The organism is Oceaniradius stylonematis (assembly GCF_965223445.1).
Classification (GTDB): Bacteria; Pseudomonadota; Alphaproteobacteria; order Rhizobiales; family Rhizobiaceae; genus Roseitalea; species Roseitalea stylonematis.
This window is the reverse complement of sequence record NZ_OZ244994.1, coordinates 1,481,654-1,506,771: the sequence shown is the minus strand read 5'-3', so window position 1 is coordinate 1,506,771 and position 25,118 is coordinate 1,481,654. Positions and strand designations below refer to the sequence as shown.

The following is a 25,118-nucleotide window of genomic DNA, read 5'->3' as shown; positions in this document are numbered from 1 at the left end:
GGCGGCGTTCACGGTCGCCGGGATTGCTTATCAGATCAAGGAAGAAGGATATCTGGGCGGGGGCGGATCCAGCGCGTTCGAGCGACCGGTCAGAGCTTTGACGGGCCAGTCGATTGGCGTGTGATCTGCGGTCGTGTCGGACAAGTCGGCGACGGCCGGCGCCAACAGAATATGGGCGCCACAATGCAGGGATTGCGATGGCGTACTGGACTTGCATCCGCTGGTTTCATGCGCTCCAGCGGCGTGGACCGATGGCGACTTGGAACTCGAATAACAGTCAGACGCCGGTGTCTTCACCGCATCTGCATGCGCAAACGTGCCACCTGCCAGAAACAGCATCAGGACGGCGAACATGGAAAACCATGTCGCGATGAGCCTTTTCTGCCGGTGCGCAATCCGCATCGAATCGACGAATCCTGTGCCGTTGTCGAAGGCGCTGTTAGGCACCGAATGTGACCAAGTCATGTCGCCTGACAGCCAAAGTGTCAGCAAAATTGCTTAAGAAGACATCTATCTTCCGTGCCAGATGGCCGCGCGTTGCCAACACCGCGTCGATGGCTCGACGGCAGATGCGTCAAACCCTTTGCGTTGCAGCGTTGTTTGCCGCTGTCGCCGCGTCTTGAGGGGATCGGAGGTAGAGGTAGTCGCGGACCAGAGGGACCGCGTCCTGACGGCGGCCCAATTGGAGTTGGAAGACGACATGATCGCCGTGGCGGAACGACAATTCGCTGCCGGACAGGTAGAAATCCCACATGCGCACGAAGCGCTCATCATAGAGCGCGGCAGCCTGATCAGCATTATCGAGGAACCGCTTGCGCCAGGCCCTGAGCGTTTCGGCATAGTGCAGTCGCAAGACCTCGATATCCAGCACATGAAGCCGAAGTTGCTCGATGTGCCGCATGAGTTCGGAAAGCGCCGGGATGTAGCCGCCGGGGAAGATGTATTTGTCGATCCACGGATTTGTCACGCCCGGCGGCGTCGTCCGCCCGATGGTATGAATGAGCGCAACGCCGTCATCGGACAAGAGCCTGGCGATCCGAGCGAAGTATTCGGAGTAATGCCGTGCGCCGACATGTTCGAGCATGCCGACCGAGACGATGCGGTCGAACTGGCCGTCAAGCGAGCGGTAATCGGCAAGTTCGAAATGGACTTGGTTGCCCAACCCCTGTTCGGTCGCGCGCTTGCGGGCTGTGGCAAGCTGTTCCGATGACAGCGTGATGCCAAGAACATCCGACGCTCCGAGCCGGGCCAGGCCAAGCGCCAATCCGCCCCAGCCCGAGCCGATGTCGAGAACCCGGTGACCCGGCTTGATCGCAAGCTTGCGGGCAATGTGCGCTTTCTTGGCGGCCTGCGCCTCGTCCAACGACATGTCGGGCCGGGCGAAGTAGGCACACGAATACTGCATGTCGTCATCGAGAAACAGTCGGTAGAGCGCATCGCCCAGGTCGTAGTGGTGCGCGACGTTGCGACGAGCCCGGGACGGCGGATTGGGGCCCTGCATCATCCGTGACAACCAGGCCGAACCTCTGTTTTGAGCCGTGCCGTCATCACCATAGATATTGGTCCAGACGAGATCGAGCAGGTGGTAAATCGACCGGTCACAAAGTGTCAGCGCGCCGTCCATGTAGGCCTCGCCGACTCGCAGTTCGGGATTGCGCAGGATGCGCCCGATCCAGCGCGCGTCTTTGATTTGGGCGCGCACCGGCACCGCAGTCCGCTGACCGTATATGATCTTGCCGCCGTCCGGATATGTCAGGTCAAGACGCCCGATCTGGATCTGTCGTTTCAGCAGGCGATCCAGCAGCTTTGCACCAATTGCCACGCACATCCTCCTTTCCCGCCGGTCCGCAACGCGTGATGTCTCGACATTAGAGCATTGGTTGGCAGGAAAAAGGACGCCGGCCGTCCGGCCGGGTTACAATTGGCCGCGATGCAAATCACTGTCCGGACGGCCGGCTCAAGGATCGGGGCGCAATGGCGCCGTCCAGCGCCGTTCAAAAAGCGATGCACCCGATCGGGCACCGCCCGACCTGTTCGATGTGTAACGCTTTGACGCCTGCTGCGTCCGTTAAAGGAACGGCCGGATCGATCTCGTTGACCAGCGTGTGGAGGTTTCTTCGCTCGCTGCAACTGTCGGTCAGCTAATGGAGCCAGCCATGAAGGTTAAGGACCCGGTTTGCGGACGTCACATTGACCTGGACGAGGTCTATGCAAGCGCGGAACACGAAGGATGGGAGTATTTCTTCTGCTCGGCTGTCTGTCACCGGCGGTTCCGGCTGGAGCCATCGGCGTTTGCGTCGGCGCCAAAGCCAAAAGGCGACAGTCCATCGGAAAAGAAGGCCTCTTGAGAAGGACCCATGGGACAGACTCTGAATCATCATAATCGCCACACTCATCACTCTCGCGGCAAGGCGAGCGGTCATCGCGGCCATGGTGGGCATGGCGGACACGATCATGCGGCGATGATTGCCGATTTTAGAAAGCGCTTTTGGGCCACGCTCGCCGCCACCGTCCCGATCCTCGCGCTTGCGCCGATGATCCAGGGATGGCTCGGCCTTGAAGAAGCCCTCGAATTTGGAGGCGACAGCTATGTGCTCGCAGCGCTGTCGACGCTTGTCTACTTCTACGGAGGCTGGCCCTTTCTGACCGGCCTTTGGTCCGAGGTCCGCTCCGGCCGCACCGGAATGATGACGCTGATCGCAGTCGCCATCACTGCCGCCTATGCCTATTCCATGGCCATGGTCGTGATCGGCAGCGAGGAGACCTTCTTCTGGGAGCTCGCGACGCTGATTGCGATCATGCTGCTTGGGCACTGGATCGAGATGAAGTCGGTCATGGGTGCGGGCAAGGCCCTGGAGAAACTTGCCAGCTTGATGCCGGACACGGCACATCTGGTCGAAGCCGATGGCAGCGTTCGCGAAATCGCCGTTTCAGAACTGCAAGGCGGCGAGACGCTTCTTGTCAAACCGGGTGAGAAGGTTCCCGCCGACGCGGTCATCGTGAAGGGCGAATCGTCTTTGAACGAATCCATGCTCACCGGGGAGTCCAAGCCGATTCACAAGGCGCCCGACGCCGAGGTGATCGGCGGATCGATCAATGGCGAAGGAGCATTGACGATCAGAGTCGCCAAGACGGGTGAAGACAGTTTTCTGTCAAGCGTCATCAAACTGGTCGAAGAGGCGCAAGCCAGCAAGTCGAAAACCCAGGATCTGGCGAACAATGCGGCGCGCTGGCTGACTTTCATCGCCCTTGGAGGCGGGCTTGTCACGGTTCTTTTCTGGACACTTCTCACCGGCCAAGACTTCGCTTTCGCCATGGAACGCGCCGTCACCGTTATGGTCATAGCCTGTCCGCATGCGCTTGGCCTCGCCGTTCCGCTTGTCGTCGCGCGCTCGACCGCGATCGCAGCTTCCAACGGTCTGCTCATTCGCGACCGGACCGCGTTCGAGGAAGCGCGAAACACCGAGGCAATCATCTTCGATAAAACCGGCACGCTGACCAAGGGCGAGTTCGGCATCACCGATACTCTGGTCTTCGACGAAGCCTTCGGTGCGCGTGACATCGTCTCCTATGCGGCGGCCGTCGAAATGCAGTCCGAACATCCGATCGCAAAGGGTATCGTCAACGATGCGGAAGACATCTGGACCGTCGACCATTTCAGGGCGATTGCCGGCAAGGGTGCCGAGGGCAAGGTCAAGGATCGTGACGTAAAGGTGGTCAGTCCCGGGTTTGTGCGCTCGCGGGGAATATCAATTGATGATCCGCGTTTTGAAGAACTGAGCGCGCAAGGCAAGACCGTGGTCTTTGTGCTCATCGATGATGAACTTGCTGGCGCTATCGCGCTTGCCGACATCATCCGGCCGGAATCCAGACAAGCGATCGCCGATCTGCAGGCCATGGGCATACGCTGCATCATGCTCACCGGCGACAATCAGCAGGTTGCCAGTTGGGTCGGCGAGGAGATCGGTCTTGATGAAGTGATCGCCGAGGTTCTGCCACAGCAGAAAGCAGATACAGTCAAGGAGATACAGAGCCGTGGATTGATCGTTGCGATGACCGGCGACGGCGTCAACGATGCTCCCGCCCTGGCACAGGCCAATGTGGGTATCGCCGTCGGCGCAGGGACCGACGTCGCGATCGAAACGGCCGACATCATTCTGGTGCGGTCCGATCCCGGCGATGTTGCCGCTATCCTCGGCCTGGCCCGGGCGACCTACGGCAAGATGATCCAGAACCTTGCTTGGGCGACAGGTTACAACGCGTTTGCGATACCCGCCGCCGCCGGGGTGTTTTTTCCCTGGGGTCTCGTCCTCAGCCCCGCAATCGGTGCAATCTTCATGTCGGCCAGCACGGTCATTTGCGCGGTCAACGCGCAGTTGTTGACGCTCAAGAAGCACCGGAACGGGGCAGGCACAGCAACATCACAAAGCGCGGACCGGTCAGCGCTAGCGGGCGGATGAGCATTGTCGCCGATCAATTGTTGCTCTTGGTCCGTGTCAACGCATGTCGCCCGGACGATGGCAGCTAGGGCCAGGTGCGTTGCCGCCGGATTATTGGGCCCTGGCCCCAAACCACGATTGTTGGCGATTGCCGTCATGGCGCTTTGGGCATCGTGTTATCCGCTGATTGCACTGGCGCTCGATGATGCCCCGCATCTGACGTTTGCCGCCTTGCGCGCCCTGATCGGCGGCGCGGCCCTGATGCTGGTTGCGCTGGCCACCGGCGCGAGCTGGCCCAAACAGAGGATCGAGTGGGGCTGGATCGTGCTGGCGGGCGTCGGCATGACAGGCATCGGCTACTTCGGCATGTTTCACGGAGCCGAGTTCGTTGCGCCGGGTCTGGCAACCGTTATATCCAACACTCAGCCCCTGATTGCCGGACTGCTCGCCGCAGCCTTTCTGGCAGAGCGTGCCGGGCTGATGGGCTGGACCGGACTGATGATCGGTTTTTCCGGAATCGTCGTGATCGCGACACCGAATTTCAGCGCAGGATCCTCAAGCACAAGTTCGGTCGGCTTTGGCTATGTCTTGCTGGCCACATTGGGCGTTGCCGCGGGCAACATCGCCATTCGACAGCTTGGTTTGCGCGTAGCGCCTGTCATGGCGATGGGATTGCAGTTGATCATCGGAGCCATGCTTCTGGCCATTCTCGCAATGGCGCTCGAAGATCCGACACAGGTCAACTGGAGCGGCAGGTTCCTTGTTTCGCTTCTTGGCCTCGCTCTGCCCGGCACCGCACTTGCGTTCTGGATGTGGCAGATCACGCTGGCACACCTTTCTGTCTCGCAGGCAGTCTCGTTCAGCTTTGTGGTGCCGATCATCGGCCTGACCGTCGGCTGGGCGTATTTTGGTGAGACGATAACGACAATCACGATCGCCGGCGCCGTGATTTCTGTTGTTGGCGTGTATCTAGCGTCAAATGGACGAAGCGATACCAACGAAGTCAGTCGCCGCGGCCAAAAACACGCGTTTCGGGCGCAGCCGTCTTCAAAGCCGCCACGGCATCGCCGAGCGTCACCAGATCGTTGAACTGGCCGATGCCGGAGGCGTCAATCTCCAAAACCGAGCGCACGGCCAGTGCGAGCATGGCGGCCGTCGCCGCCGCCTGACTACCCGTATGTATCTCGATCCGCCCCGATACACTCCCGGCGTCATCGTGGCCTTCGACAAGGAGACGTGTTCCCGAGCGGCCCATGGTCGGCCCGCGCGCGAACAGGTCCGTCAACCGCCCGGCCTGACCTGCCAGAACCGCTCCGAGCCCGGCACGAAGCGTCGCTAGAATCGCCCGGGTCACCCAAGGCGGATCGACGGCAAGAAAAGTCCAAGCACCGTCGAGATTTAGTTGCCGGCCGATTGCAATCTGATCGGAAAAACCGAAGCCAAGAGCAAGGCGTGCGGACCGGTCGCCTTCAAAACGCACCTTTCGGCTGAGTGCGCCGGGCCGAACGCGGGTCTCGTTACCCTCATGCCAGGCCGGATAATCCGCGCCCATGCTGGCGAAGGTCCACCGGGTCGCCGCGTTGCCATGATGCCGGCCCATGCCGATCTCGATCACGATATCGGCGCTGCGCGTATCCGGGAAGCGGCGCTTGAGGGCTGCCGCCATCACGTTGGTCAATCCAGGTGAAACGCCGGCATTGAGGGCCAGGAGGCCCGGCCCCGGGCGTTCTTTCACTGCGTATTCCAATGCCTTGAGGTAGGTTGGTGTTGCTGAAGATTCGATCATGCGCGCTCCCCGGGAAACCAGCGCTGCAACGAGATCGGGAGGTGTCGCTTCGACAAGGTTGACGTAAGCCGCAGGCGGCAGTTTTTCGGCATCGGCATATGTGACATCAAGACCCACACCACGGATCTGCGGCCCGATCGCGGCCGCCGCGGCGTCGGCCTTGCTGCCATCCCGGCCCGCGATGACGACGGAAAGCCTGCAATCCCGTGCAAGCATGCCGGCAAGCTTGCGGCCGACGTCGCCGTAACCGCCGATGATCCACACCTGCGCCGTCATGTCCGTGTCGCGCGCAATGCTATCGGGTGTCAATTGCTTGTTCCTATTTTGAGCCCTGGTTGGACCTCTCTGCTCGAAGGCAAAAAAACATTGCCACGACCGAAACCGCGCCGATCAGAACAACAAGCCGAAAACCGGAACGCTTGTCGGCTCGCGCGTCACACCGATGCGACAACCTCTGACAACATGTCCCGGACTTCGCCGGCCACCTGAACCAGGTCGTCATTGTCGATGGCCTTCATCGAGGCCACAGGATCGACCGCGCTGACTTCGACTCCATCCCGGGTTTGTCTGATGATGACGTTGCACGGCAACATGGCACCGACACGTGGCTCGATCGCGATCGCTTCCCAGGCCATTTCCGGATTGCAGGCCCCCAGGATCCGGTAGGACGGCATCTCCTTGCCGATCTTTTTCTTCATTGTTGCTTTGACGTCGATCTCGGTCAGGATGCCAAAACCTTTGTCGGCAAGGGCATCGCGAACTTTCGCATCGACCGTCTCGAAATCACCGTCGGCAATCAAACGGGTCATGGTGTAGCTCATCGGACTTCTCGCACTTGATCAAATGTCTTGGGGCGTCAGTTGTCGTCCATCATTGGGCGATCATCATCGTCCATCGTGCCACTGCCCGGCTGCATCATCACGGCGCGCATCTGCTCCATGCGCTCGATCATCCGGGCCGGTGCCGTGAATTCGGCGTCAGTCACCTTACCGTCACCATCTTCGTCGAGCGCCTGAAACCGGTCCACCATGCGCGCGCGAAATGTGGCATTGTGGAGTGTCTCGAACTCGTCGATGGACAGAGTTCCACTGCCGTCTTCGTCGTACGCCTCAAGCTGGCCTGCGAGACCCATACGCATTTCGTCCGCGCTGACGAACCCATCCTCGTCGGCGTCAAACCCATCCATCATCAATGCCATGGGACCCATGCCCGTCATCATGCCACCCATGGGCCCCGAACCGCTCATCATTTGCCGATGCATCTGCATCATCATGGGCATCATGTCTTGCTGGTTTCCCATCATGCCACCGGCTTGTCCTGGTCGCATGCCTTGACCTGCCATGCCGCCCATTATGCCGAAACCTGGACCGCCCCATTGTCCGCCGGGATGGTGGCCTCCCATCGAGGCCTGGGCGAAGGCCGGAAAGGCGGCAGCGGTGCCGAGGGCCGCAACGGCGCTCAGAGCGATTATCGATTTGCGTTTCATGACATCACCTCACATTGGAAATCGGTTTCGATGCCAACCATGTGAGCAATGGGAGACAAAACGCCATAGCCGCGCAGAGCGGGATTGTATCGGTCTGTAACTGCGCCGGTCCTCGTTACTTTTGCGGACAATTTTGATCTGAAATGCCGTCACCGCACGCTATGAAGAGGACATGAATGAGCAGCCGCACATCCTGGTCGTCGATGACCATCGCGAGATCCGCGATGCTGTCAGCCGCTATCTGGAAAAGAACGGGATGCGAGCGACCACGGCGCGCGATGCGGTCGAGATGGACAACAAGCTCAAGTCGGGCCGCTTCGATCTGATTGTGCTCGATATCATGATGCCGGGCGAAGACGGCCTGTCGGTGTGCCGGCGTCTCTCGGCCGAGAGCGACGTGCCAATCCTGTTCCTGACGGCCCTGGCCGAAGAGACTGATCGCATTGTCGGGCTTGAGCTCGGTGCCGACGACTATTTGTCCAAGCCCTTCAATCCGCGGGAATTGCTTGCGCGCATCAAGGCTATTCTCAGGCGCGCCGAGAGACGCGAAAGCAGCGCGGGCGAACTGTCGGGCAGGCTGGTCGCATTTTCCGGCTGGACGCTCGACACAGACAGCCGTCGGCTATGCGCCGACAACGGCAATGAAATCGATCTGACAAGCTCCGAGTTCAAGCTTCTGACCGTCTTTCTCGAGCGTCCGCGCATGGTTCTCAGCCGCGATCAGCTTTTGGATTTGACTGCGGGACGTGCCGCCCCCCCGCTCGATCGTACAATCGACAACCAGGTCAGCCGGCTTCGGCGCAAGATCGAACAGGATCCGTCACGACCCCAGATCATATCGACGGTTCGCGGTGACGGTTATAGCCTGACCGCAGATGTCGAGGTCGGATCGTGATGCGGCGTCTGGCCGCCATCAGTCTGCGTACCCAACTGGTCATCCTGATTCTTGGCGCGCTGGTTGTCGCTCAGATTGTCAGCCTGTTCCTGTTCGTCGACGAACGCAGTCTGGCCGTACGGGCGGCCCTCGGAATGGAAGCTGCCGGGCGCGCCGCCAACGTCGTAAGGCTGATCGAAGAGGCGCCGCCATCGCTTCATGCATCGATCTTGCGGGCCGCCGATTCGCCGCTGGTCCGCTTTGACGTCGGTCCAATGCCGAACGTCCAAGTCCACGACCACAACACCAGCGGACCCGTCGTCGAACGGATTAGAGGTTTGCTGGGTGCGGCCGGTGACAGGGAAATCCGGCTTGACCTGCGGGAAATCGAAGCAGGATTTCCAGCGATCGCCGGCGTCCCGGACGGCATGGCCCGGATGCATAGCCGCATGATGCACGGCCGGATGTCGGCGATAGAGATGAACCTTTCCATCGCGCTGGGCTCCGGTGAATGGCTGAACGTCGGTACCCGGTTTCAACGGCCGCCACTACAATGGACCTGGCTCACAGCTCTCAGCTTCGGACTGACTGCCGCATTGATCCTGGCAGCCGCGTTGTGGTTCATGCTCTCTCGTCTCACCGGGCCGCTGAGCCGTCTGGCAGGAGCGGCCGATCGCTTGGGCCGGGGCGAACACGTTGCGGAACTTGCCCCGGCAGGTCCTTCGGAGGTTCAAGAACTGACCGAAGCGTTCAATCAGATGCAGGCGCGGCTGACGCGCTTCGTATCTGACCGCACCCGGCTCCTGGGTGCGCTTGGCCACGATTTGCGGTCTCCGCTGACTGCGATGCGTGTCCGGGCCGAAATGGTCGAGGATCAGGAGACCCGGGAGCGGCTGATTGCGACGATCGGCGAGATGCAGCAGATGGTCGACGAGACTCTCGCTTTCGCTCGCGGCATGGCCAACGCTGAAGCCTACGAGACGCATGAGCTTTCGGCATTTCTGCGCGATCTTTGCAGCGACTTGGCCGAAACCGGACAAGATGTGGAGCTGTCGGCAGAACCTGATTTATGGGCACGGCTGCGTCCGACGGCGTTAAGGCGCGCCTTGCGCAACATCATCGACAACGCCGTTCGTTATGGTGGCAGCGCACGGGTTTCGCTGGCACCCAGCGGAGACAACGCTGAAATCACCGTTGCCGATGATGGTCCGGGCATACCCCAGGAAGATGTCGAACGCGTTTTCGATCCTTTCGTACGCATCGAAACGTCCCGTTCCCGTGAGACCGGCGGGGCAGGCTTGGGCCTGGCAATCGCGCGCACGATCATTCAGGGTCACGGCGGCAACATCGAATTGGCCAACCGGCCAGAAGGCGGGCTGACAGCCGCGATAAGCTTGCCGCTGGTTTCCGATCCCGGTCCGACGGAAGCCTAGGGTCCCGACCCCAGAGACTGCATTCGGAATCACGCGCGCCGTTCGGCCTGCGATCTCACCGCTGACTGCTGAGTATGTTGAGTCCGATGGCCCCCTTGCGCGGTTCAGAGGTCGTGTTCGTGCGGCCTTCTTTGGGACGTTCAAGATCGTTGAGGATCGGGCAGTCCGGTCGGTGATCGCCGGAACAGTTCGCCGCCAGGTCTTCCAGCGTGTCGGCCATGGCTTCCAGTTCGCCAATTTTCCGACGAAGGCTTCGAACATGCTCCAGCGCCAGTCGTTTGACGTCGGCGCTTTGACGGGACTGATCGCGCCACAGGTCAAGCAGACCGCCTATGGCATCGACCGAGAACCCCAGATCGCGCGCACGCCGGATGAACCGCAGCATGTGCACGTCCTGCTCGGAATAGACACGGTAGCCGGCCTCGGTTCGGGCAGCCGGCGGGATCAGGCCGTTCTGCTCATAGTAGCGGATCATCTTGGCTGAAACGCCTGACGCGTCGGCCGCTTGTCCGATGTTCATGCTTGCCTCCTGTGTCGTCCGGGTATTCTCGCGTCATCGTCCTCGGGCGTGCAAAAGACGTCGGTGTGCAGATCGTCCTGCCGCGCCGGTCGCTTCCATTATGGCGTCGATCATCGTCGGCGGTCCGGCCGTGCGAGTCTTCCGGACGTCAATATCCTCAATGTCCTCGGCACCCGCGTCACTTGCATGACCCGTGCGCTGCGCCTTGGCTATTGCGCCGGGGCGAGGCGGGGGCTTGGCGCTGGTGCACTGGCAGGCGCGTCCGCTTCCATGGGGGCGTTGAACCCGCGCAATCGCAGCGCATTGCCGAGAACGAAGACGCTGGACAGCGCCATGGCACCGGCGGCGAAGATCGGCGACAGAAGCAAGCCGAAGGCGGGGTAGAGCACGCCCGCTGCAACCGGGATCAGAGCCGTGTTGTAGGCAAACGCCCAGAACAGGTTCTGCTTGATGTTGCGGATCGTCGCCTGGCTGATCGCGATCGCGTTCGGCACGCCTTTCAGGCTGCCGGACATAAGCACGACGTCGGCCGCTTCGATGGCAACATCGGTTCCAGTGCCGATGGCAAGCCCGACATCGGCCTCCGCCAACGCAGGCGCATCGTTGATGCCATCGCCGACGAAGGCCAGTCTGCCATGCTCGGCTTTCAAGCGCTTGACCGCTTCCACCTTGCCGTCGGGCAACACCTCGGCCACCACTTCGTCGATGCCCAGACGGCGCGCGATGGCGTCTGCCGTGCGGCGATTGTCGCCGGTGATCATCGCCACCTTCAGGCCCAGATCGTGCAGTGCCTTGATCGCCTCGGGTGTGGTCTGCTTGATCGGGTCGGCCACCGCCACGATGGCGGCAAGCCTTCCGCCGATAGCCGCATAGAGCGGCGTCTTGCCCTCGTCGGCGAGCCGGTCGGCGGTTTCAGTGAAGAGGGCCGTATCGAGGCCAAGTCTGGTCATGAACCGGTCAGCGCCGATCTCGACGCGCGCGCCATTCACCTCCGCTTTCACGCCGAAACCGGTCACGGAGTCAAAGCCTGTCACCTTCGGCAGATCGAGCCCTTCGGTCTCGGCCGCTTCGACGATGGCCCGGGCGATCGGGTGCTCGGACCTGGATTCCACCGCGGCAATCCGCGCCAGCACGTCATCGCGTTCAAAGCCTTCGGCCAGTTCGAGGTCGGTCAAAGCCGGCTTGCCTTCCGTCAGCGTCCCGGTCTTGTCGAGCGCGACTGCCTTTGCCTCCTTGAGGAGTTGAAGCGCTTCGCCCTTTCGGAACAGAACGCCCATTTCCGCGCCGCGTCCGGTGCCGACCATGATCGAGGTCGGCGTGGCCAGACCCATGGCGCAAGGGCATGCGATGATCAGAACAGCCACGGCATTGACCAGTCCGAATGTCAGCGCCGGTTCCGGCCCGAACGTCAGCCAGACGACAAAGGTCAGCGCCGCGATAATCATGACTGCCGGGACGAACCACAGCGTTACCCGGTCGACCAGCGCCTGGATCGGCAATTTCGATCCCTGCGCTTCTTCCACCATGCGGATGATCTGGGCAAGCATGGTATCGGCACCGACGGCGGTCGCCTTGAAGGCCAGCGCGCCTGTCTGGTTGACCGTGCCGCCGACAACCTCGGCGCCGTTCGACTTGGCGACCGGAACCGGCTCTCCGGTGATCATCGATTCATCGATATAGCTCTCGCCTTCGATCACCGCGCCATCGACTGGCACGCGTTCGCCTGGCCGCACCTCGACGATGTCGCCCGGTGCGACATCGGCCACCGCGATTTCGGTGGTTTTGCCATCGCGCCGAACACGTGCCGTCTTGGCTTGAAGTCCGACGAGACGCTTGATCGCCTCGGATGTGCGTCCCTTGGCGCGCGCTTCGAGATATCGACCGAGCAGGATCAGCGTGACGATGACGGCGGCGGCCTCGAAATAGACGTTCACCGTTCCGGCCGGCAGCAATGCTGGCGCAAAGGTCGCGACAACCGAATAGAGAAAGGCCGCCGACGTGCCGACGGCAACAAGGCTGTTCATGTCGGGCGCGCCGCGAAGCAGGGCCGGGAAGCCGTGGGTGTAAAAACGGATGCCGGGGACGAACAGGACGAGTGCGGTGAAGCCGAACTGAATGTACCAATTCGCCTGCATGCCGATCGTCGTCATGATCAGTTCATGCATGCCGGGAATGACATGACGGCCCATCTCCAGGATGAAAACCGGTGCCGTGAGCAGCGCTGCAAGGATCACGCTGCGCTTGAGCGCAGCTTCCTCGGCGTCCTTGCGGGCGACGGTCTCGGCGTGCTCATCGCCGCTGCGGTCAATCGGTTTGGCGTCATAGCCGGCATGGGCCACGGCCTCGACCAACGCGCTCATATCAGCGTTGCCCGTGACACTCGCTCGCTCGGTTGCAAGGTTTACCACGGCACCGGTCACGCCCGGCACGGCCTTCAGCGCCTTTTCGACCTGGCCGACACATGACGCGCACGTCATGCCGGAAATCGACAATTCGGCCGAGCCAGCCGGAACGTCGTAGCCGACATCCCGCACTGCATCGGCCAGCACATCCCGTGCGACCGGGGCAGCCAGCACGATCTCGGCTCGTTCTGTTGCGAGATTGACGCTTGCTTGTTCGACGCCGGGGACCGCCTTCAACGCTGCCTCGACACGGCCGACACAGGAAGCGCAACTCATCCCCTCGATCGGGAAACTCACTTTGTCTTGCGAGTGTTTTTCTGCCGGCGCATTCATCGCCTTTCCTTCCCTTCAACATGTCGCTCGCACAGCAAGATAGGGCTTCCAACGACTGGAAGGTCAAGGGAGAGGGGTGCGGTTTTTTCGCTGTTGACCTTGCAACGGTTTGAGGCCGTATCGGTCTGTGCATGCGGCAAACCGAGGAGCTTCACATGCAGTTCACATCGGAAACATGTCCCGCGACGGGCGTCCCCCAATCCAACGCGTGAAAACCCGGTCTTGAGTCATGGCGTCGCAGACGCCACTTGGCGGCGGGCCCCTATGAGGGGGCCGGGCGGTAGGCCACCACCTCGATCTCCACATTCGCGTCGACCATCAAAGGCGCGCCGACGCAGGACCGCGCCGGAGGCAAATGCGGGAAGTACTGCGCATAAACCGCATTGAAGCGCACGAAATCGTTCCGGTCCGTCAGCCAGATGGTGGTCTTCACGACATCATCCAAAGACGCGCCGGCCTGCTCAAGCGCGGCGGCGATGTTGTCGAGCACCTGGCGGGTCTGCGTTTCGATGTCTCCGCCGACGAGCGCGCCGTCAGGGCCGAAGGGCACCTGGCCGGACAGGAAGATGAAGTCGCCCGCCCTGACGGCCGAGGAGAGCGGGACCACGGGATGAACGCCGAAGACTTGCTTGTTCACAAGGGTTTCTCCTTTCCCTGAACAACTTTTGCAGGCGCGGGCTGTCTTGCCGGAGCGCTGAGGACGAGAATGTTGCCGAAGAGAACCGCGATGCCGCCAGCGATCACATAGCCGTCGATCGTCAGATTCTCGAACAGGGCCGACAGAAGCAGCGCAACCACCGGCACGAGCGCCAGCGTGTAGGACGCGCTGGCCGGGCCGATACGTTGGACGAGGCTGAAATACATGAAGAACGTCACGCAGGACGCGATGATCGCCAAGTAGGCCAGCCCGGCAAGATATGCCGCGGATATGTCGACCTTGAAGCTCATGTCACCGAACAGCGCCAGCGCGAACGAAAACAGGGCGCCAAAAAGCGCTGCCCAGCTCATGAGCACTGATATGGGTATCCCGGCTTGCTGGTTTCGCATGGCAACGACGGTGCCGCATCCGGTGCATGCCGCCGCCGCCAGGGCAAGTGCAACGCCAGCCATCGTTTGAGGGCCGGACGACACCGCCAGAAGCTGCGGCATCGCAATGACGGCAAGGCCGGCGATGCCGGACATGATGCCGAAAAGCATGCGCATGGTGACCGGCGCCGACAGGAACAGCCAACCCACGACGGCCGCGAACAGGGAGGATGTCGAAAGAACCAGCGCCGAAATGCCGGAGGTGATCAGCGTCGTTGAATGATAGAAGGTGATGAAGGCCAGGCCGAAAAACAGGACCCCCTGGACCACAACCCAAGGCTGATCGATTGGCCGCAGCCCGATCTTCTCGCCGCGCGCGATGCTCCAGCCGAACATGACAAGGCTGACGAGCGCCATTCGGTATCCAACCGAAACCTCAGGAGCGCCGGAGATTGCCTGATGACCGGTCACGATGGCACTGCTCCCCCACAGAACCGCCATCGCAACAAAAAGAAACGCGCTCATGCTCCTCCTTCGTCCCGGCAGGCCATGGCACGCGGACGGAACGTCTTTGCGTTCGGGATGGCCTGCTCAAGCTTCGGATTTCGGCTCTTGCGCCTCGGGCGCTTCCCTGACGCCACGCCATCCGCGCGCCAGAATTCCCGCGCTGGCGTCGTCAAGTTTGGCCAGTATGCCGTTCAAGACGTCCAGCTCCTCCTGCGAGACCGCATGGACCAGCTCGGTTTCGAGACGTTCCGCAAGTCCGGAGATCTCGCTGAAGGCGGCCCAGCCGGTCTCCGAGAGCTCGATTGCGGCATATCGCCGGTCGGAGCGGCCAGTCTGGCGTTGGGCGAAGCCCAGTTCCACCAATTGCTTGACCGCGCGCGACACCGCGAACTGGTCAAGGCCGCCAGCCTGACAGATTTCCTTGGCACTGACGCCGGGCCGGTTCGCGATGATCGCCATCGTGCGCCATGCGGACCGGGACAGGCCGAACCTGGGTCCGTAAAACGCGTTGAGGACATCCGCAACGCGGGCGGAAATGCGGAAAAGCCGGTAGGGGAGCCAGGCTTCCAGCTGAAGTGTCGCATCCGGATCGATCGGGCTCTGGCCGTCGTCCATTTTCGATTTTTGAGTGCTAATTAATTGCATAATGCAAGCGTATCCTTTTTAATCCGCTCGGGCAACGGCTTAATCCGTCAAAGACCGATGACCAAGAGGTGACGTGCTTTTGCGGAACGGGAAACGCCAGATCGAAAAGGATCGGACATGCCATTTGTCGTCCATTGCATCGACCGGCAGGATGCCGGAGACCTTCGCCGGCGCACGCGTGCCGAACACCTTGAATACATGATCGCGCACAATGAGCGGGTGGCATTTGGCGGCCCGTTGCAGAACGAGGATGGGTCGAAGGTGATCGGCAGTCTGATGGTGCTGTCCTACGACACGCGCGAGGCTGTCGAGGCGTTTCTGGATGCCGAACCCTATTCGCGGGCGGGGTTGTTTTCGGAGTTGAGGATCAGCCGTTTTCGCCAGATGGTCCCAGAAAACCCGCCCGGCCTGCTGATGAAAGAACTGGCGCGTGAGCGCGCGGCACTTCGGGGGCATCCGGTTTCCGGGCCGCGCCACGGGGCCGGCGCGGTCAGGACAAGATGAGCTGGTCGTCTTCGACCTCGGTGCCGGTGGTCTTCTTGAAAAGATCGAGCAGGTCCGGAACGTCGTAGCCCTTCCGCGCGTCACCATGAACATCGAGCAGGATGCGGCCGCCGTTCATCATGATGGTGCGGTCGCCGTAATCGAGCGAGTTGCGCATACTGTGCGTCACCATGAGAGTTGTCAGTTTCTGCTCTCCGGTGATTTCCGCCGACAGATCGAGGACCGTCGCTGCGGCGCCCGGATCAAGCGCGGCGGTGTGTTCGTCCAGAATGAGGATCTTCATCGGCAGCAGGGTCGCCATCAGCAGGCTGAGTGCCTGCCTCTGTCCTCCCGAAAGCGTTCCGGCCATCGCACCGAGCCTGTCTTCCATCCCCATGTCGAGCCGTGAGAGCTGGTCGGCCAGCCGGCGCCTCTGGCCGCCCCGGCCCAGCGCATTGCGCAGGCTTCGCCTGCTGCCGCGGCTTGCCGCAAGGGCGAGGTTTTCCTCCACGGTCAGGCCGCTGCAGGTGCCGGCGCGCGGTTCCTGGAAAACCCGCCCGATCATGCTGGCCCGCTGCTCCGTGCGCCAATTGGTGACTTCCTGACCGTCGATATAGATGCCGCCCTTGTCGAGACGGACATCTCCGGCGATGGCTGACAAAAGCGTGGACTTGCCGGCGCCGTTGGTGCCGATGACCGTGACGAACTGGCCTTCCTCCACGTCGAGATCCACACCGCGCAGTGCCGGAACCGCCAGCGGCGTTCCCGGGTTGAACGTCAAAAAGGCATCGCAAACACTGAGCACGAATTCACCCTTTCTGCGGCTGCGTATCCATCAGCAGGCTCCGCATCTTTGGCCAGAACTTGAAACGGCTGTTTCGCCTGGCTTGGGAAAGAATGACGGCGATCGCGACAACAACGGCCGTGACGAGATTGAGGTCCTGCGCCTGAATGCCGAGAAATCCCGCGCTGAGGGCGGCGGCGATGAACAGGCGATAGAGAAGCGCGCCGATGAGACAGCCAAGCGTCGCCCAGAAGACCTTTGTCGAGCCCAGAAGGGTTTCGCCGATGATCAATGCGGCAAGGCCGGTCACAATCGTACCGATGCCCAGCGAAACGTCGGCGACGCCCTGGCTCTGGGCGAAGAGGGAGCCGGCCAGCCCGACAAGGGCGTTGCTCACCGACATGCCGATGATCGTCATGCGTCCGTTGCTGACCGATTGTGCGCGAGCCATGGCCGGGTTCTCTCCGCTGGCCCTGAGCGCCAGGCCGACCTGTGTTCCCAGGAACCAGTCGACGAGCAGTTTCATGGCAATTGCGAAAACCAGAAGGATCGCGCTGGTCGTCCAGATCCCGAGATCGATCACCCCCTCGAACGCGGTGAAGATCGTGTTCTCGCCGTAAAGCGAGATGTTCGGTCGTCCCATCACCCGCAGATTGATCGAGTAGAGGGCCACCATGGTCAGGATGCCGGCCAACAGATTGAGAATCCGGAACCGGACGTTCAAAAAGGCCGACACGAAGCCAGCGCAACAGCCGGCGAACGTACCTATGACCGTCGCAAGGAACGGATTGACGCCATGAATGATCGCGACAGCGGTCGCGGCAGCCCCGAGTGGGAAGCTGCCATCGACCGTCAGGTCGGGAAAGTTGAGGACGCGAAAGGAGAGATAAACCCCGAGCGCCACAAGGGAGAAGAGAAGGCCGGCTTCAATGGCGCCGGCGACGGCTAGCGCGCTCACCTTACTGGATCACTTTCGTGGCTTGCTCCAGAATGTCATCGGGAAGTGTCACGCCCATTGCGGCTGCGGCGCTTGTGTTCAGGTAAAGGTCCTGCGTGTCCAGCGCTCCCACCGGGATCGCCGCCGGGCTCTCCCCGTTCAACACACGCACTGCCATCTCGCCGGTCAGGCGCCCGAGCTTGTAATAGTCGAAACCGAGGGCAGCCAGCGCACCGCGCTCGACGGAATCCGTGTCGCTGGCGAAGACCGGGATCTTCGCCCTCTCGCCAACGTTCACGACGCTCTCCACCGCTGCCACAATGGTGCTGTCGGTGGGGATGAGGATGGCGTCGGCACGCCCGGCCAGGCTGAGGGCCGCATCGGCGACCATCGCCGTCTGGGAGGCGGTGCTCTCCTCGATCTCGAGGCCATGCGCCTCCAATTCAACCTTCAGTGCGGCGACCTGGGACACGGAATTGGCTTCGCCGGCATTGTAGATGACCCCGATCCTCTTTGCGTCGGGGACAAGCGTCTTGATCAGCGCCAATGTCGGTCCGAAGGGTTGTTTGTCGGTCGTGCCGGTGATGTTTCCGCCCGGTGCCTCGATGCTTTCGACCAGCTTGGCGCCGACCGGATCGGTGACGGCCGCGAAGAGAAGCGGGATGTCGCCGGCCGTGCTTTGAAGCGCCTGGGCCGAAGGTGTGCTGATGGCGACGAGCAGATCGGGTTCCAGTCCCGCGAACTCTTTTGCGATCTGGAGCTGCGTGGGCATGCTGCCCTGAGCGCTCTGGACACGCAGTTCGAGCGTTTCGCCCTCCTTGAACCCGTGGGCTTTCAATTCATCGACGATGCCCATGCGCGCCGCGTCGATCGCAGGATGATCGATGATGTAGGTGATCGCGACCTGGGTCATCTCGGTTGCCGAGGCAACCGAACATGCCGCCGAGATCAGTGCCGCCGCGGCGAAGCTTGCTGCTTTCTTTCGAAACATATCAGATGATCCTTTCGCTGTTTGTTTTGCTGGACGCTTGGAACTCGCGTTTCCGCGAAGCTTGAGGCGCGGGGTAGGGCAGGGCGCCATGGGTGTTTTCGGCAACCGTCGACAGGAGGCCCGACTGCCGCGGCGCGGCGGCGGCTGTCGCCATCGGTTCGGGGTTTTCGGGTGCCAAGCGGCAACGCACCATGGACTGGTCGAAGTCCTTGACCGTCCGCGCGCCCATCAGCATCTGAGCGACGTTGAGCTCGCTTCCGAGGATGGACAGCGCATGACTGACGCTTTCCTCGCCTCCACACGCAAGGGCGTAGAGCGTTGCGCGGCCGACCTGGACGGCATCGGCACCAAGACAGAGTGCACGGGCAATGTCCGAGCCCGTCCGGAAGCCGCTGTCGACGAGAAGGGTGAGCCTCGATCCGCACTCGGCCCGGAACTCGGGCAGTATGTCGATCGTGGCGATCGCGCCATCGAGTTGGCGCCCGCCATGGTTGGATATGACCAGCCCGTCGACGCCGATCTCCAATGCCTTGGCAACCTGGCCGGGATCGAGCATGCCTTTGACGACCAGCGGACCGTCCCAGGCGTCGCGCACCCATTTGATGTCTTCCCAATCAACGGAAGGATCGAGCTGGGCCTGCATGAGTTCTGCGATCGTGTCGGCCTTCTCCAGGCCGAGTTCGGCCGCCATGACCTCCAGTCTTGGCGGGCCGGCGCGCGCCGTCCGCAGGCTCCAGCCGGGATGGGCGGCAAGACTCGCCAGCTTTGCCGGTGACCAGCGGAACGGCAAAGAAAAGCCGTTCTTCGCATCGCGCAGACGGCGTCCGGGAATGGCATTGTCGACCGTCACCTCGAGCGCGCCGAAACCGAGATCGCGTGCCTTGGCGACAAGCCGCTTGCTGACCGCCCGATCCTTGAAGATGTAAAGCTGGAACCATTTGGCGCCATTGCCGGCGGCGGCGACCGCTTCCATGGTGGCCGTCGCGGCCGTGCTCATGACAAATGGAATGTTGTGGGCGGCCGCGGCGCGGGCCAAATCGACGTCCCCGCGTGGCCATGCGGCGCCGGCCAGTCCTGTCGGACCGATGATGATCGGACGGTCATAGCGCTGACCGAAAAGGCTCACCGACTGCGAACACGAGCTGATGTCGGTTGGCGCAGAGCCGACGAGACGGACCCGGTCAAGCGCTGTCCGGTTTTCGGCCAAAGTGTTTTCCGTTCCGCTTCCGCCGTCGATGAAGTCGAAGACGAAGCGGGGAAGCCGCCGGCGGGCTGTTTCGCGAAAATCGGCAATGGAGTGTTGGCGATGTATCATCGGACCGATGCCTCTTACTCAAAAGGCGGCAGATCGCCGGCTTCCACGATTTTTCCGGGATTGAGAATGCCGCGCGGGTCAAGCGCCCGCTTGATGGCCGCCATCGCGCGCACGCCGGCAGCGCCATGTTCTTCGGCAAGATAAGCCCGCTTGCCATATCCGATCCCATGTTCGCCGGTGATCGTTCCGCCAAGGGCGATGGCGCGCCGCGACAAGCGCCGCAGAAGCTCGTCGACCTTTTCGCGTTCGGACGGCGCGTCCGGATCGAAGATGACGCACATGTGGAAATTGCCGTCGCCGACATGACCGCAGATCGGTGCCGTGAGCCCGAGCTGCGCGCAGTCCTGTTTGGCGAGGGCGATGGCTTCCGCCAGCCGGGAGACGGGAACGCAACTGTCGGTTGGAATGCCCTTGGCGCCCGGCCGCAGCGCCAGTGCGGCCCACCATGCGTCGTGCCGGGCCCGCCAGATGCGCGCGCGTTCTTCGGGAAGACGGGCCGTGTCGATCCGCGCCGCCGCATGTTCGGCGGCGATTTCGGCAATCCACGCGGTCTGGCGCGAAACGCTGTCAGGTTCACCGGCGCATTCCACGATCAGTGTCTCGCCGGAGGTCAGCCCGAGGTCGGAATGGGCTTGGATGGCGCGGATCTGGACGTCATCGAGATATTCGATCCGGGCGACAGGGATGCCCGCACCCATGATCTCGATCGCGCAGTCGATCGCTCCGGTGTGAGACGGAAAAGCGATCAACAGGGTCTCGACAGCTTCGGGAACGGGATGAAGCCGCAATGTGGCGGAGACGATAACGCCAAGGGTGCCTTCGGCACCGACGAAAAGCCGGGTCAGATCGTATCCGGACGACGATTTGCGCGCCGAACTTGACGTCCGCATCTGCGTCCCGTCGGCGAGGACGACATCCAGGGAGACGATTTGGTCCTTCATGGTGCCGTACCGCACGGCCATCGTACCGGAGGCACGGGTCGATATCATTCCGCCGATGGAAGCGTCGGCGCCCGGGTCCACCGGAAAGAACAGGCCACAGTCGCGCAGATGGGCGTTCAGCTTTTTTCTGGTCACTCCCGGCTGGACGACGCACGTCATGTCGGCGGTGCTCACCGGGCCGATCGCATCCATTTGCGACATGTCCAGGCAAATACCGCCGTGCAGAGCCGCGACATGCCCCTCGCACGAAGTCCCCGTACCGAAGGCGATCACTGGAACATCGTGGTCGTGGCACAAGGCGACGATGGCGGCGACCTCGGCTGCGTCTTCGGGGAAGGCAACCGCATCCGGCGGATAAGGCGGCAGGTAGCTGGCGTCCTGACCATGGTGCTGGCGCACGGCCGCAGAGGTGGACAGGCGGTCGCCCAGCATCGCTTTGAGCGCCGACACCACATCTGCCAGCGGATCGTTCTCGTCGGTGCGAGGTGAGTTCAAGGCTGACATCGGGAAAGCCCCGGTTTCGACCTGCGCTCGTTGGTCGGCAGGTCGCGGTCGGCACGGGTTCTCGACCCGGCGCTGTGCATTGGAAACACGCCCATGATGGTCTGACTGGTCGTGAAGTGCCGAAGTGTATGAAGCGCCCGGCGAACCGGCGGGCCGTCCGGATGGCCCTCGAACTCGCACAGGAAACGGGTTGCCACGAATTGGCCGCCGACCAGATAACTCTCCAGCCTGGTGAGGTTGATGCCGTTTTCGGCAAAGCCGCCGACCGCCCGAAACAGGGCTCCGGGCGTATTGCGGACTTCAAACATCAGGCAGGTCAGGACGTCTGGCCGATCCGCCGCCGGAACGATCGGCTTTGCCGCCAGCACATAGAAGCGGGTCATGTTGAAGGGATCGTCCTGTATGTTCGGCTTCAGGACTTGGAGGCCATAGGTCTGTGCGGCGAGATTCGAGGCAATGGCGGCGTCCGCACGATCGCCCTTCTGTTTGATCAGCGCCGCCGCGGTGGCGGTATCGCTCTGTGCAACGGCGAAGAGGCCGTTTGACCTCAGAAAGCGCTGCACCTGCCGCAGCGCGACCGGATGGGAATGCACCCGCCTTATCTCCGCAAGCGACCAGCCTTCCGGGGCAACCAGATGAAGCTCGATCGGCAGGAAGATCTCGCCGACAATCGAAAGACCGGCTTCCGGCAAGAGCATGTGAATGTCCGGCACCCGGCCGGCAAGAACGTTCTCACACGGCAAGACGGCGACGTCTGCCGCGCCGCTTCGCACCGCATCGACGACGTCGAGCAAACTGTCACCGGCAATGCTTCTGGCGTCGGGGAAGGCGCTTTCGCAGGCGATATGAGCGAACGCGCCGACGCTGCCGTGATAGATGGCGACATTCGGCGCCACTCGACTTTCGGGCATCGCGGACGCCGCCCGGAGGCCGCCACAAGCAGCATCGCCATGTCGCCCGAGCGCGGGATACTCCCGGCGAGGTGACGACGTGCCCCGGCCCGTATCATGGCCGTATCGGCGAGCAACCCGCAAATCGGGTTTGCGGCGGCCCTGCGAGAGGGAGCGCTTGCGGCGCACGCCTTGTCTGTCGCCATGTCCTTTCAGCTTCCGGGGTCGGCGCATGGCGCGGATCCTCAAAGATTGCCCGTCAACCATGTGCCGGCCGGACCGATGTCATCACGGTCATGGGCCACATGAGCGCCCAGCCGGACGTCGTCTGGCTCACGCTCAGGTGCCGGTCCGCAGCTTCAAGGCAGTCTTCGGCGCTGTAGCCGGGTTTGGCGGAAAACAAGAGCTGCAGAAAACAGCCGATGTCCTCGCGCTTCTTGAACTCCCAGGGTGTGACGACTTCATGAAAGACGGGCTCTCCCCAGCCCGTGAGCGCGCAAAGGCTCTCGGCGAACTCGCGCGACAAGAATGCCACCTCGTGGCCCGTGCTGCAGCTTCGCGCGATGAAGCTGTCGAAATATCTGGCAAGCACCGTTCCGGAGAAGACGTCCGCGACAGCCAAGCGCGCGCCGGGCCGCGCCAGCTCGGCAAACCGGGTGAACGCGGCGGTCTTGTCGGTGACGTGATGGATTGCGCCACGGCTCCAGATCGCGTCGAACCCGTGGAAATCGATGGCGAGCGTGTCGGCCGATGCCGGCACAACCCGGATGTTGCCGTGCCTGCTTTCGGCTTCGATACCGGCCAACTGATCGGTTGAAGGATCGCTTGCCACAAGGAGCCCGTCCGGCCCCAGGCAATCGGCGATGGCGACACTGAAATATCCGTTCCCGGCCCCGACTTCGAGAATGCGCTCGCCTTGCGCGGGTTGAAGAAACCGCTTCATGCAGGCGATGTCCGGCCGCCATGCGTCGGCGTAGTGCGACAGGGCATTCCGATAATCCGACGATCGTTTTCCGATGAATTCAATCGACTGGGATTCGGTCTTTGCATCGGCATACATCGATCTGGTCCTTCTGATTGCAGACGTGTTTCGACCGCTCCTGGCCGCGTGGCCGTGTCGTTTCCTCCATCTTCCTCGGTCAACCGCATGGCATCGCGGGACGGTCGTCGGCGGGCGGCACCCGCCGGGATCCTGCCGCTCCCCGGCTTCTTTCGACGCACCCGCCCGGGTCTTTGCCCGCGTCCCGTTGCGAAAACCGGTCCGCGCCGGAACAGGATACGTTGCGCGTTTCTTAGGAGCGATTTCCTTGGCTCGGCCGTCGATCGCAACGATAGTTTGCAAAAAACTAGCTTGTCAATTGCATTTCGCAATTAAATATTGCAGTGCAAAAAATTTGAGCAAACGCCGCCAAACCGGTCATTGAAATCGCTTGGGTTCCACAAGGACCGCCGGTTGTCCGCGATCTGTCGAGGGCCGCGCAAGGATGGTTCGGCTGAACGAATGGCGGCTTCCGGACGATGGCCAAAGCCGCTGATGTGGTTGGTTGCGGCGCCGCACTTCCGGTTGTTGGTGCAGCAAAAGCGAGCAGGGTGTCGAATTCTCCACAGGGCGTGACCTGAGCCGTTTGGCTGCCTCGCTCACTTGGATCGTCTCCGGGTTGGCTATCTCGGTGGTTCGGTTCTGACGCGCGCAGGGTGCGCGGAGCCCTCGATTTGCTCAGGCGCACGCTGCGCGGTTGCCGGCTGTTTTCCGTTCAAAGCCGAATGCGGCCTGCCGGTGTTGTGGTCTTGGCGCCGGCGGCCGGACTTTTGCTTTGCGTGCGCCCGGGATTGCGCACCCAAAGCACGATGCAGGCCAGCAGAAGCAGCATCAGCGCCGGCACGAAGCTGCCGCCGATGACGGCCAGATGCGTGTAGATGGCGCCGACCATGATGCATGAGACCAGGGCCGCGCCCCAGAACGCTGTGGCCGGGATCAGCAGCATGACGGCTCCGGTGATTTCCAGACTGCCCGTCACATATTGAAACAAGGGACCGAGGCCGATCGCAGCGAACATCTGCAGCATGGGCTCGGTGCCGATGATTTTTTGAGAGCCAGCGGCAAGAAACGCCAATGCAAGCAGACCCTGCGCGCCCCAGGCGACCCGGTTCTTCCACTTCGGCTGATCGATGTTATCCGTGTAGGCCATGTCATTCCTCCTTCGGTTCCAATGACGTGAGTATCGCCAAGAGACGGGCGGATCTGGAACAGGCCTGACTGGAACCTGGCGTTCCGCAGGCGAAACGCCAGGTTGGGCGGCGGTGGAGGCCGCCGCCTGCCGGTCAGGGCAAAAAGGTCGAACCGAGCAGCAGGATCGCGTCCGATACCAAAAGCGTGACAAGGCAAAAGCCCATGATATCGCGTGCGGACAGGCCCGCGATCGCCAATGCCGGCAGCGCCCAGAAGGGCTGGATCATGTCCGTCCAGGCATCGCCCCAGGCGACCGCCATCACCACGCGCGGCAGATCGGCGCCCAAGGCCGCCGCGGCCGGGATCATGATGGGCCCCTGGACCGCCCACTGCCCACCGCCGGAGGGCATCAGCACGTTCACGAGCCCTGCGCTCAGGAAGGCAAGTGCCGGCAAGAAGGTCGCGTCCGCCCGGTCGACGAACAGCGTCGTCCATCCGGCCGCCAGGCCGGAGCCGACCATCATGCCCATCCCGCCGGCATAGAAGGGAAACTGGATAAGTATGCCGCCGACGCCCGAGATCGCGTTGGCTACAGCACCGCTGAAGCTGCGAACCGAGGCAAGGGGTCCTGCCGGCCCGACCAAGGCCGTAC

General features: G+C 62.2%; 25 protein-coding genes. 6 read left to right on the top strand and 19 right to left on the bottom strand.

Translation table 11 applies throughout. The features are described from left to right. Positions 1-30 precede the first annotated feature (30 nt). Positions 31-465 carry a hypothetical protein gene (locus ACOQOU_RS07460; protein WP_158585210.1) on the bottom strand — a complete coding sequence of 145 codons (435 nt, stop codon included), beginning with the start codon at positions 463-465 and terminating at the stop codon, positions 31-33. A gap of 109 nt (positions 466-574) precedes the next feature. Then, positions 575-1,828 carry a class I SAM-dependent methyltransferase gene (locus ACOQOU_RS07455; protein WP_420578863.1) on the bottom strand — a complete coding sequence of 418 codons (1,254 nt, stop codon included), beginning with the start codon at positions 1,826-1,828 and terminating at the stop codon, positions 575-577. A gap of 316 nt (positions 1,829-2,144) precedes the next feature. On the opposite strand from ACOQOU_RS07455, the gene ACOQOU_RS07450 reads away from it, so the two are divergent. From ACOQOU_RS07450 to ACOQOU_RS07440, 3 genes are read left to right on the top strand one after another with little or no spacing between them, the layout of a single operon-like run. Beyond that, positions 2,145-2,348 (top strand): YHS domain-containing protein, encoded by a 204-nt coding sequence (locus ACOQOU_RS07450; RefSeq protein ID WP_375566093.1) that lies wholly within the window; start codon positions 2,145-2,147, stop codon positions 2,346-2,348. A 9-nt stretch (positions 2,349-2,357) separates the two neighbouring features. Continuing rightward, positions 2,358-4,460, top strand: coding sequence for a copper-translocating P-type ATPase (locus ACOQOU_RS07445; RefSeq protein ID WP_420578862.1), 2,103 nt, complete (start codon positions 2,358-2,360; stop codon positions 4,458-4,460). 57 nt (positions 4,461-4,517) lie between these two features. Continuing rightward, complete coding sequence (locus ACOQOU_RS07440) at positions 4,518-5,528, top strand: DMT family transporter (RefSeq protein WP_109765767.1); 1,011 nt, start codon at positions 4,518-4,520, stop codon at positions 5,526-5,528. Here the strand turns inward: ACOQOU_RS07440 and ACOQOU_RS07435 are convergent. From ACOQOU_RS07435 to ACOQOU_RS07425, 3 genes are all read right to left on the bottom strand, one after another. Beyond that, complete coding sequence (locus ACOQOU_RS07435; RefSeq protein WP_306024940.1) at positions 5,443-6,501, bottom strand: hypothetical protein; 1,059 nt, start codon at positions 6,499-6,501, stop codon at positions 5,443-5,445. The two genes, ACOQOU_RS07440 and ACOQOU_RS07435, sit on opposite strands and share 86 nt — an antisense overlap. A gap of 158 nt (positions 6,502-6,659) precedes the next feature. Further along, positions 6,660-7,046 (bottom strand): DUF302 domain-containing protein, encoded by a 387-nt coding sequence (locus tag ACOQOU_RS07430; RefSeq protein ID WP_109765423.1) that lies wholly within the window; start codon positions 7,044-7,046, stop codon positions 6,660-6,662. 35 nt (positions 7,047-7,081) lie between these two features. Continuing rightward, complete coding sequence (locus ACOQOU_RS07425) at positions 7,082-7,711, bottom strand: EF-hand domain-containing protein (RefSeq protein WP_306024941.1); 630 nt, start codon at positions 7,709-7,711, stop codon at positions 7,082-7,084. 172 nt (positions 7,712-7,883) lie between these two features. Here ACOQOU_RS07425 and ACOQOU_RS07420 point away from each other — a divergent pair, with 172 nt between their 5' ends. After that, complete coding sequence (locus ACOQOU_RS07420; RefSeq protein WP_306024942.1) at positions 7,884-8,606, top strand: response regulator; 723 nt, start codon at positions 7,884-7,886, stop codon at positions 8,604-8,606. Continuing rightward, a complete protein-coding gene (locus tag ACOQOU_RS07415) occupies positions 8,606-10,018 on the top strand; it encodes an ATP-binding protein (RefSeq protein WP_109765418.1) in 1,413 nt (470 codons plus the stop codon). Before ACOQOU_RS07420 ends, ACOQOU_RS07415 begins: the two co-directional genes overlap by 1 nt. A 55-nt stretch (positions 10,019-10,073) precedes the next feature. Here ACOQOU_RS07415 and cueR read toward each other — a convergent pair whose 3' ends face one another. The 5 genes from cueR to ACOQOU_RS07390 form a co-directional block, all read right to left on the bottom strand. After that, positions 10,074-10,538, bottom strand: coding sequence for a Cu(I)-responsive transcriptional regulator (gene cueR / locus ACOQOU_RS07410; RefSeq protein WP_109765416.1), 465 nt, complete (start codon positions 10,536-10,538; stop codon positions 10,074-10,076). Between the two features lie 209 nt (positions 10,539-10,747). Then, positions 10,748-13,273: a heavy metal translocating P-type ATPase gene (locus ACOQOU_RS07405; RefSeq protein WP_109765414.1), complete on the bottom strand. Its 2,526-nt coding sequence runs from the start codon at positions 13,271-13,273 to the stop codon at positions 10,748-10,750. Between the two features lie 262 nt (positions 13,274-13,535). Further along, positions 13,536-13,910: a RidA family protein gene (locus ACOQOU_RS07400; protein WP_306024943.1), complete on the bottom strand. Its 375-nt coding sequence runs from the start codon at positions 13,908-13,910 to the stop codon at positions 13,536-13,538. Further along, positions 13,907-14,824, bottom strand: coding sequence for a DMT family transporter (locus ACOQOU_RS07395; protein ID WP_306024944.1), 918 nt, complete (start codon positions 14,822-14,824; stop codon positions 13,907-13,909). Before ACOQOU_RS07395 ends, ACOQOU_RS07400 begins: the two co-directional genes overlap by 4 nt. A gap of 66 nt (positions 14,825-14,890) precedes the next feature. Continuing rightward, complete coding sequence (locus tag ACOQOU_RS07390; RefSeq protein ID WP_109765408.1) at positions 14,891-15,421, bottom strand: MarR family winged helix-turn-helix transcriptional regulator; 531 nt, start codon at positions 15,419-15,421, stop codon at positions 14,891-14,893. Between the two features lie 147 nt (positions 15,422-15,568). On the opposite strand from ACOQOU_RS07390, the gene ACOQOU_RS07385 reads away from it, so the two are divergent. Next, complete coding sequence (locus tag ACOQOU_RS07385; RefSeq protein ID WP_109765406.1) at positions 15,569-15,955, top strand: YciI family protein; 387 nt, start codon at positions 15,569-15,571, stop codon at positions 15,953-15,955. Here the strand turns inward: ACOQOU_RS07385 and ACOQOU_RS07380 are convergent. The 9 genes from ACOQOU_RS07380 to ACOQOU_RS07340 form a co-directional block, all read right to left on the bottom strand. After that, positions 15,942-16,739 (bottom strand): ABC transporter ATP-binding protein, encoded by a 798-nt coding sequence (locus ACOQOU_RS07380; RefSeq protein WP_109765404.1) that lies wholly within the window; start codon positions 16,737-16,739, stop codon positions 15,942-15,944. The genes ACOQOU_RS07385 and ACOQOU_RS07380 overlap by 14 nt on opposite strands. A 4-nt stretch (positions 16,740-16,743) precedes the next feature. Further along, positions 16,744-17,676, bottom strand: coding sequence for an ABC transporter permease (locus ACOQOU_RS07375; RefSeq protein WP_109765402.1), 933 nt, complete (start codon positions 17,674-17,676; stop codon positions 16,744-16,746). A gap of 1 nt (position 17,677) precedes the next feature. Beyond that, positions 17,678-18,646: an ABC transporter substrate-binding protein gene (locus tag ACOQOU_RS07370; protein ID WP_420578881.1), complete on the bottom strand. Its 969-nt coding sequence runs from the start codon at positions 18,644-18,646 to the stop codon at positions 17,678-17,680. A 1-nt stretch (position 18,647) separates the two neighbouring features. Beyond that, a complete protein-coding gene (locus ACOQOU_RS07365) occupies positions 18,648-19,961 on the bottom strand; it encodes an alpha-hydroxy acid oxidase (protein ID WP_306024946.1) in 1,314 nt (437 codons plus the stop codon). Positions 19,962-19,975: 14 nt separating this feature from the next. Next, a complete protein-coding gene (locus ACOQOU_RS07360) occupies positions 19,976-21,406 on the bottom strand; it encodes an FAD-binding oxidoreductase (protein ID WP_306024947.1) in 1,431 nt (476 codons plus the stop codon). After that, positions 21,394-22,563, bottom strand: a complete 1,170-nt coding sequence (locus ACOQOU_RS07355) for a prephenate dehydratase domain-containing protein (protein WP_420578861.1) — start codon at positions 22,561-22,563, stop codon at positions 21,394-21,396. The genes ACOQOU_RS07360 and ACOQOU_RS07355 overlap by 13 nt, the downstream gene beginning before the upstream one ends. Then, a complete protein-coding gene (locus tag ACOQOU_RS07350) occupies positions 22,556-23,356 on the bottom strand; it encodes a class I SAM-dependent methyltransferase (protein WP_109765394.1) in 801 nt (266 codons plus the stop codon). Before ACOQOU_RS07350 ends, ACOQOU_RS07355 begins: the two co-directional genes overlap by 8 nt. A 694-nt stretch (positions 23,357-24,050) precedes the next feature. Further along, complete coding sequence (locus ACOQOU_RS07345; protein ID WP_109765391.1) at positions 24,051-24,485, bottom strand: DoxX family protein; 435 nt, start codon at positions 24,483-24,485, stop codon at positions 24,051-24,053. 133 nt (positions 24,486-24,618) lie between these two features. Then, the gene (locus ACOQOU_RS07340) at positions 24,619-25,110 is read right to left on the bottom strand and encodes a TIGR00366 family protein (protein WP_109765389.1); all 492 of its coding nucleotides are present in this window, start codon (positions 25,108-25,110) and stop codon (positions 24,619-24,621) included. Between the last annotated feature and the right edge of the window lie 8 nt (positions 25,111-25,118).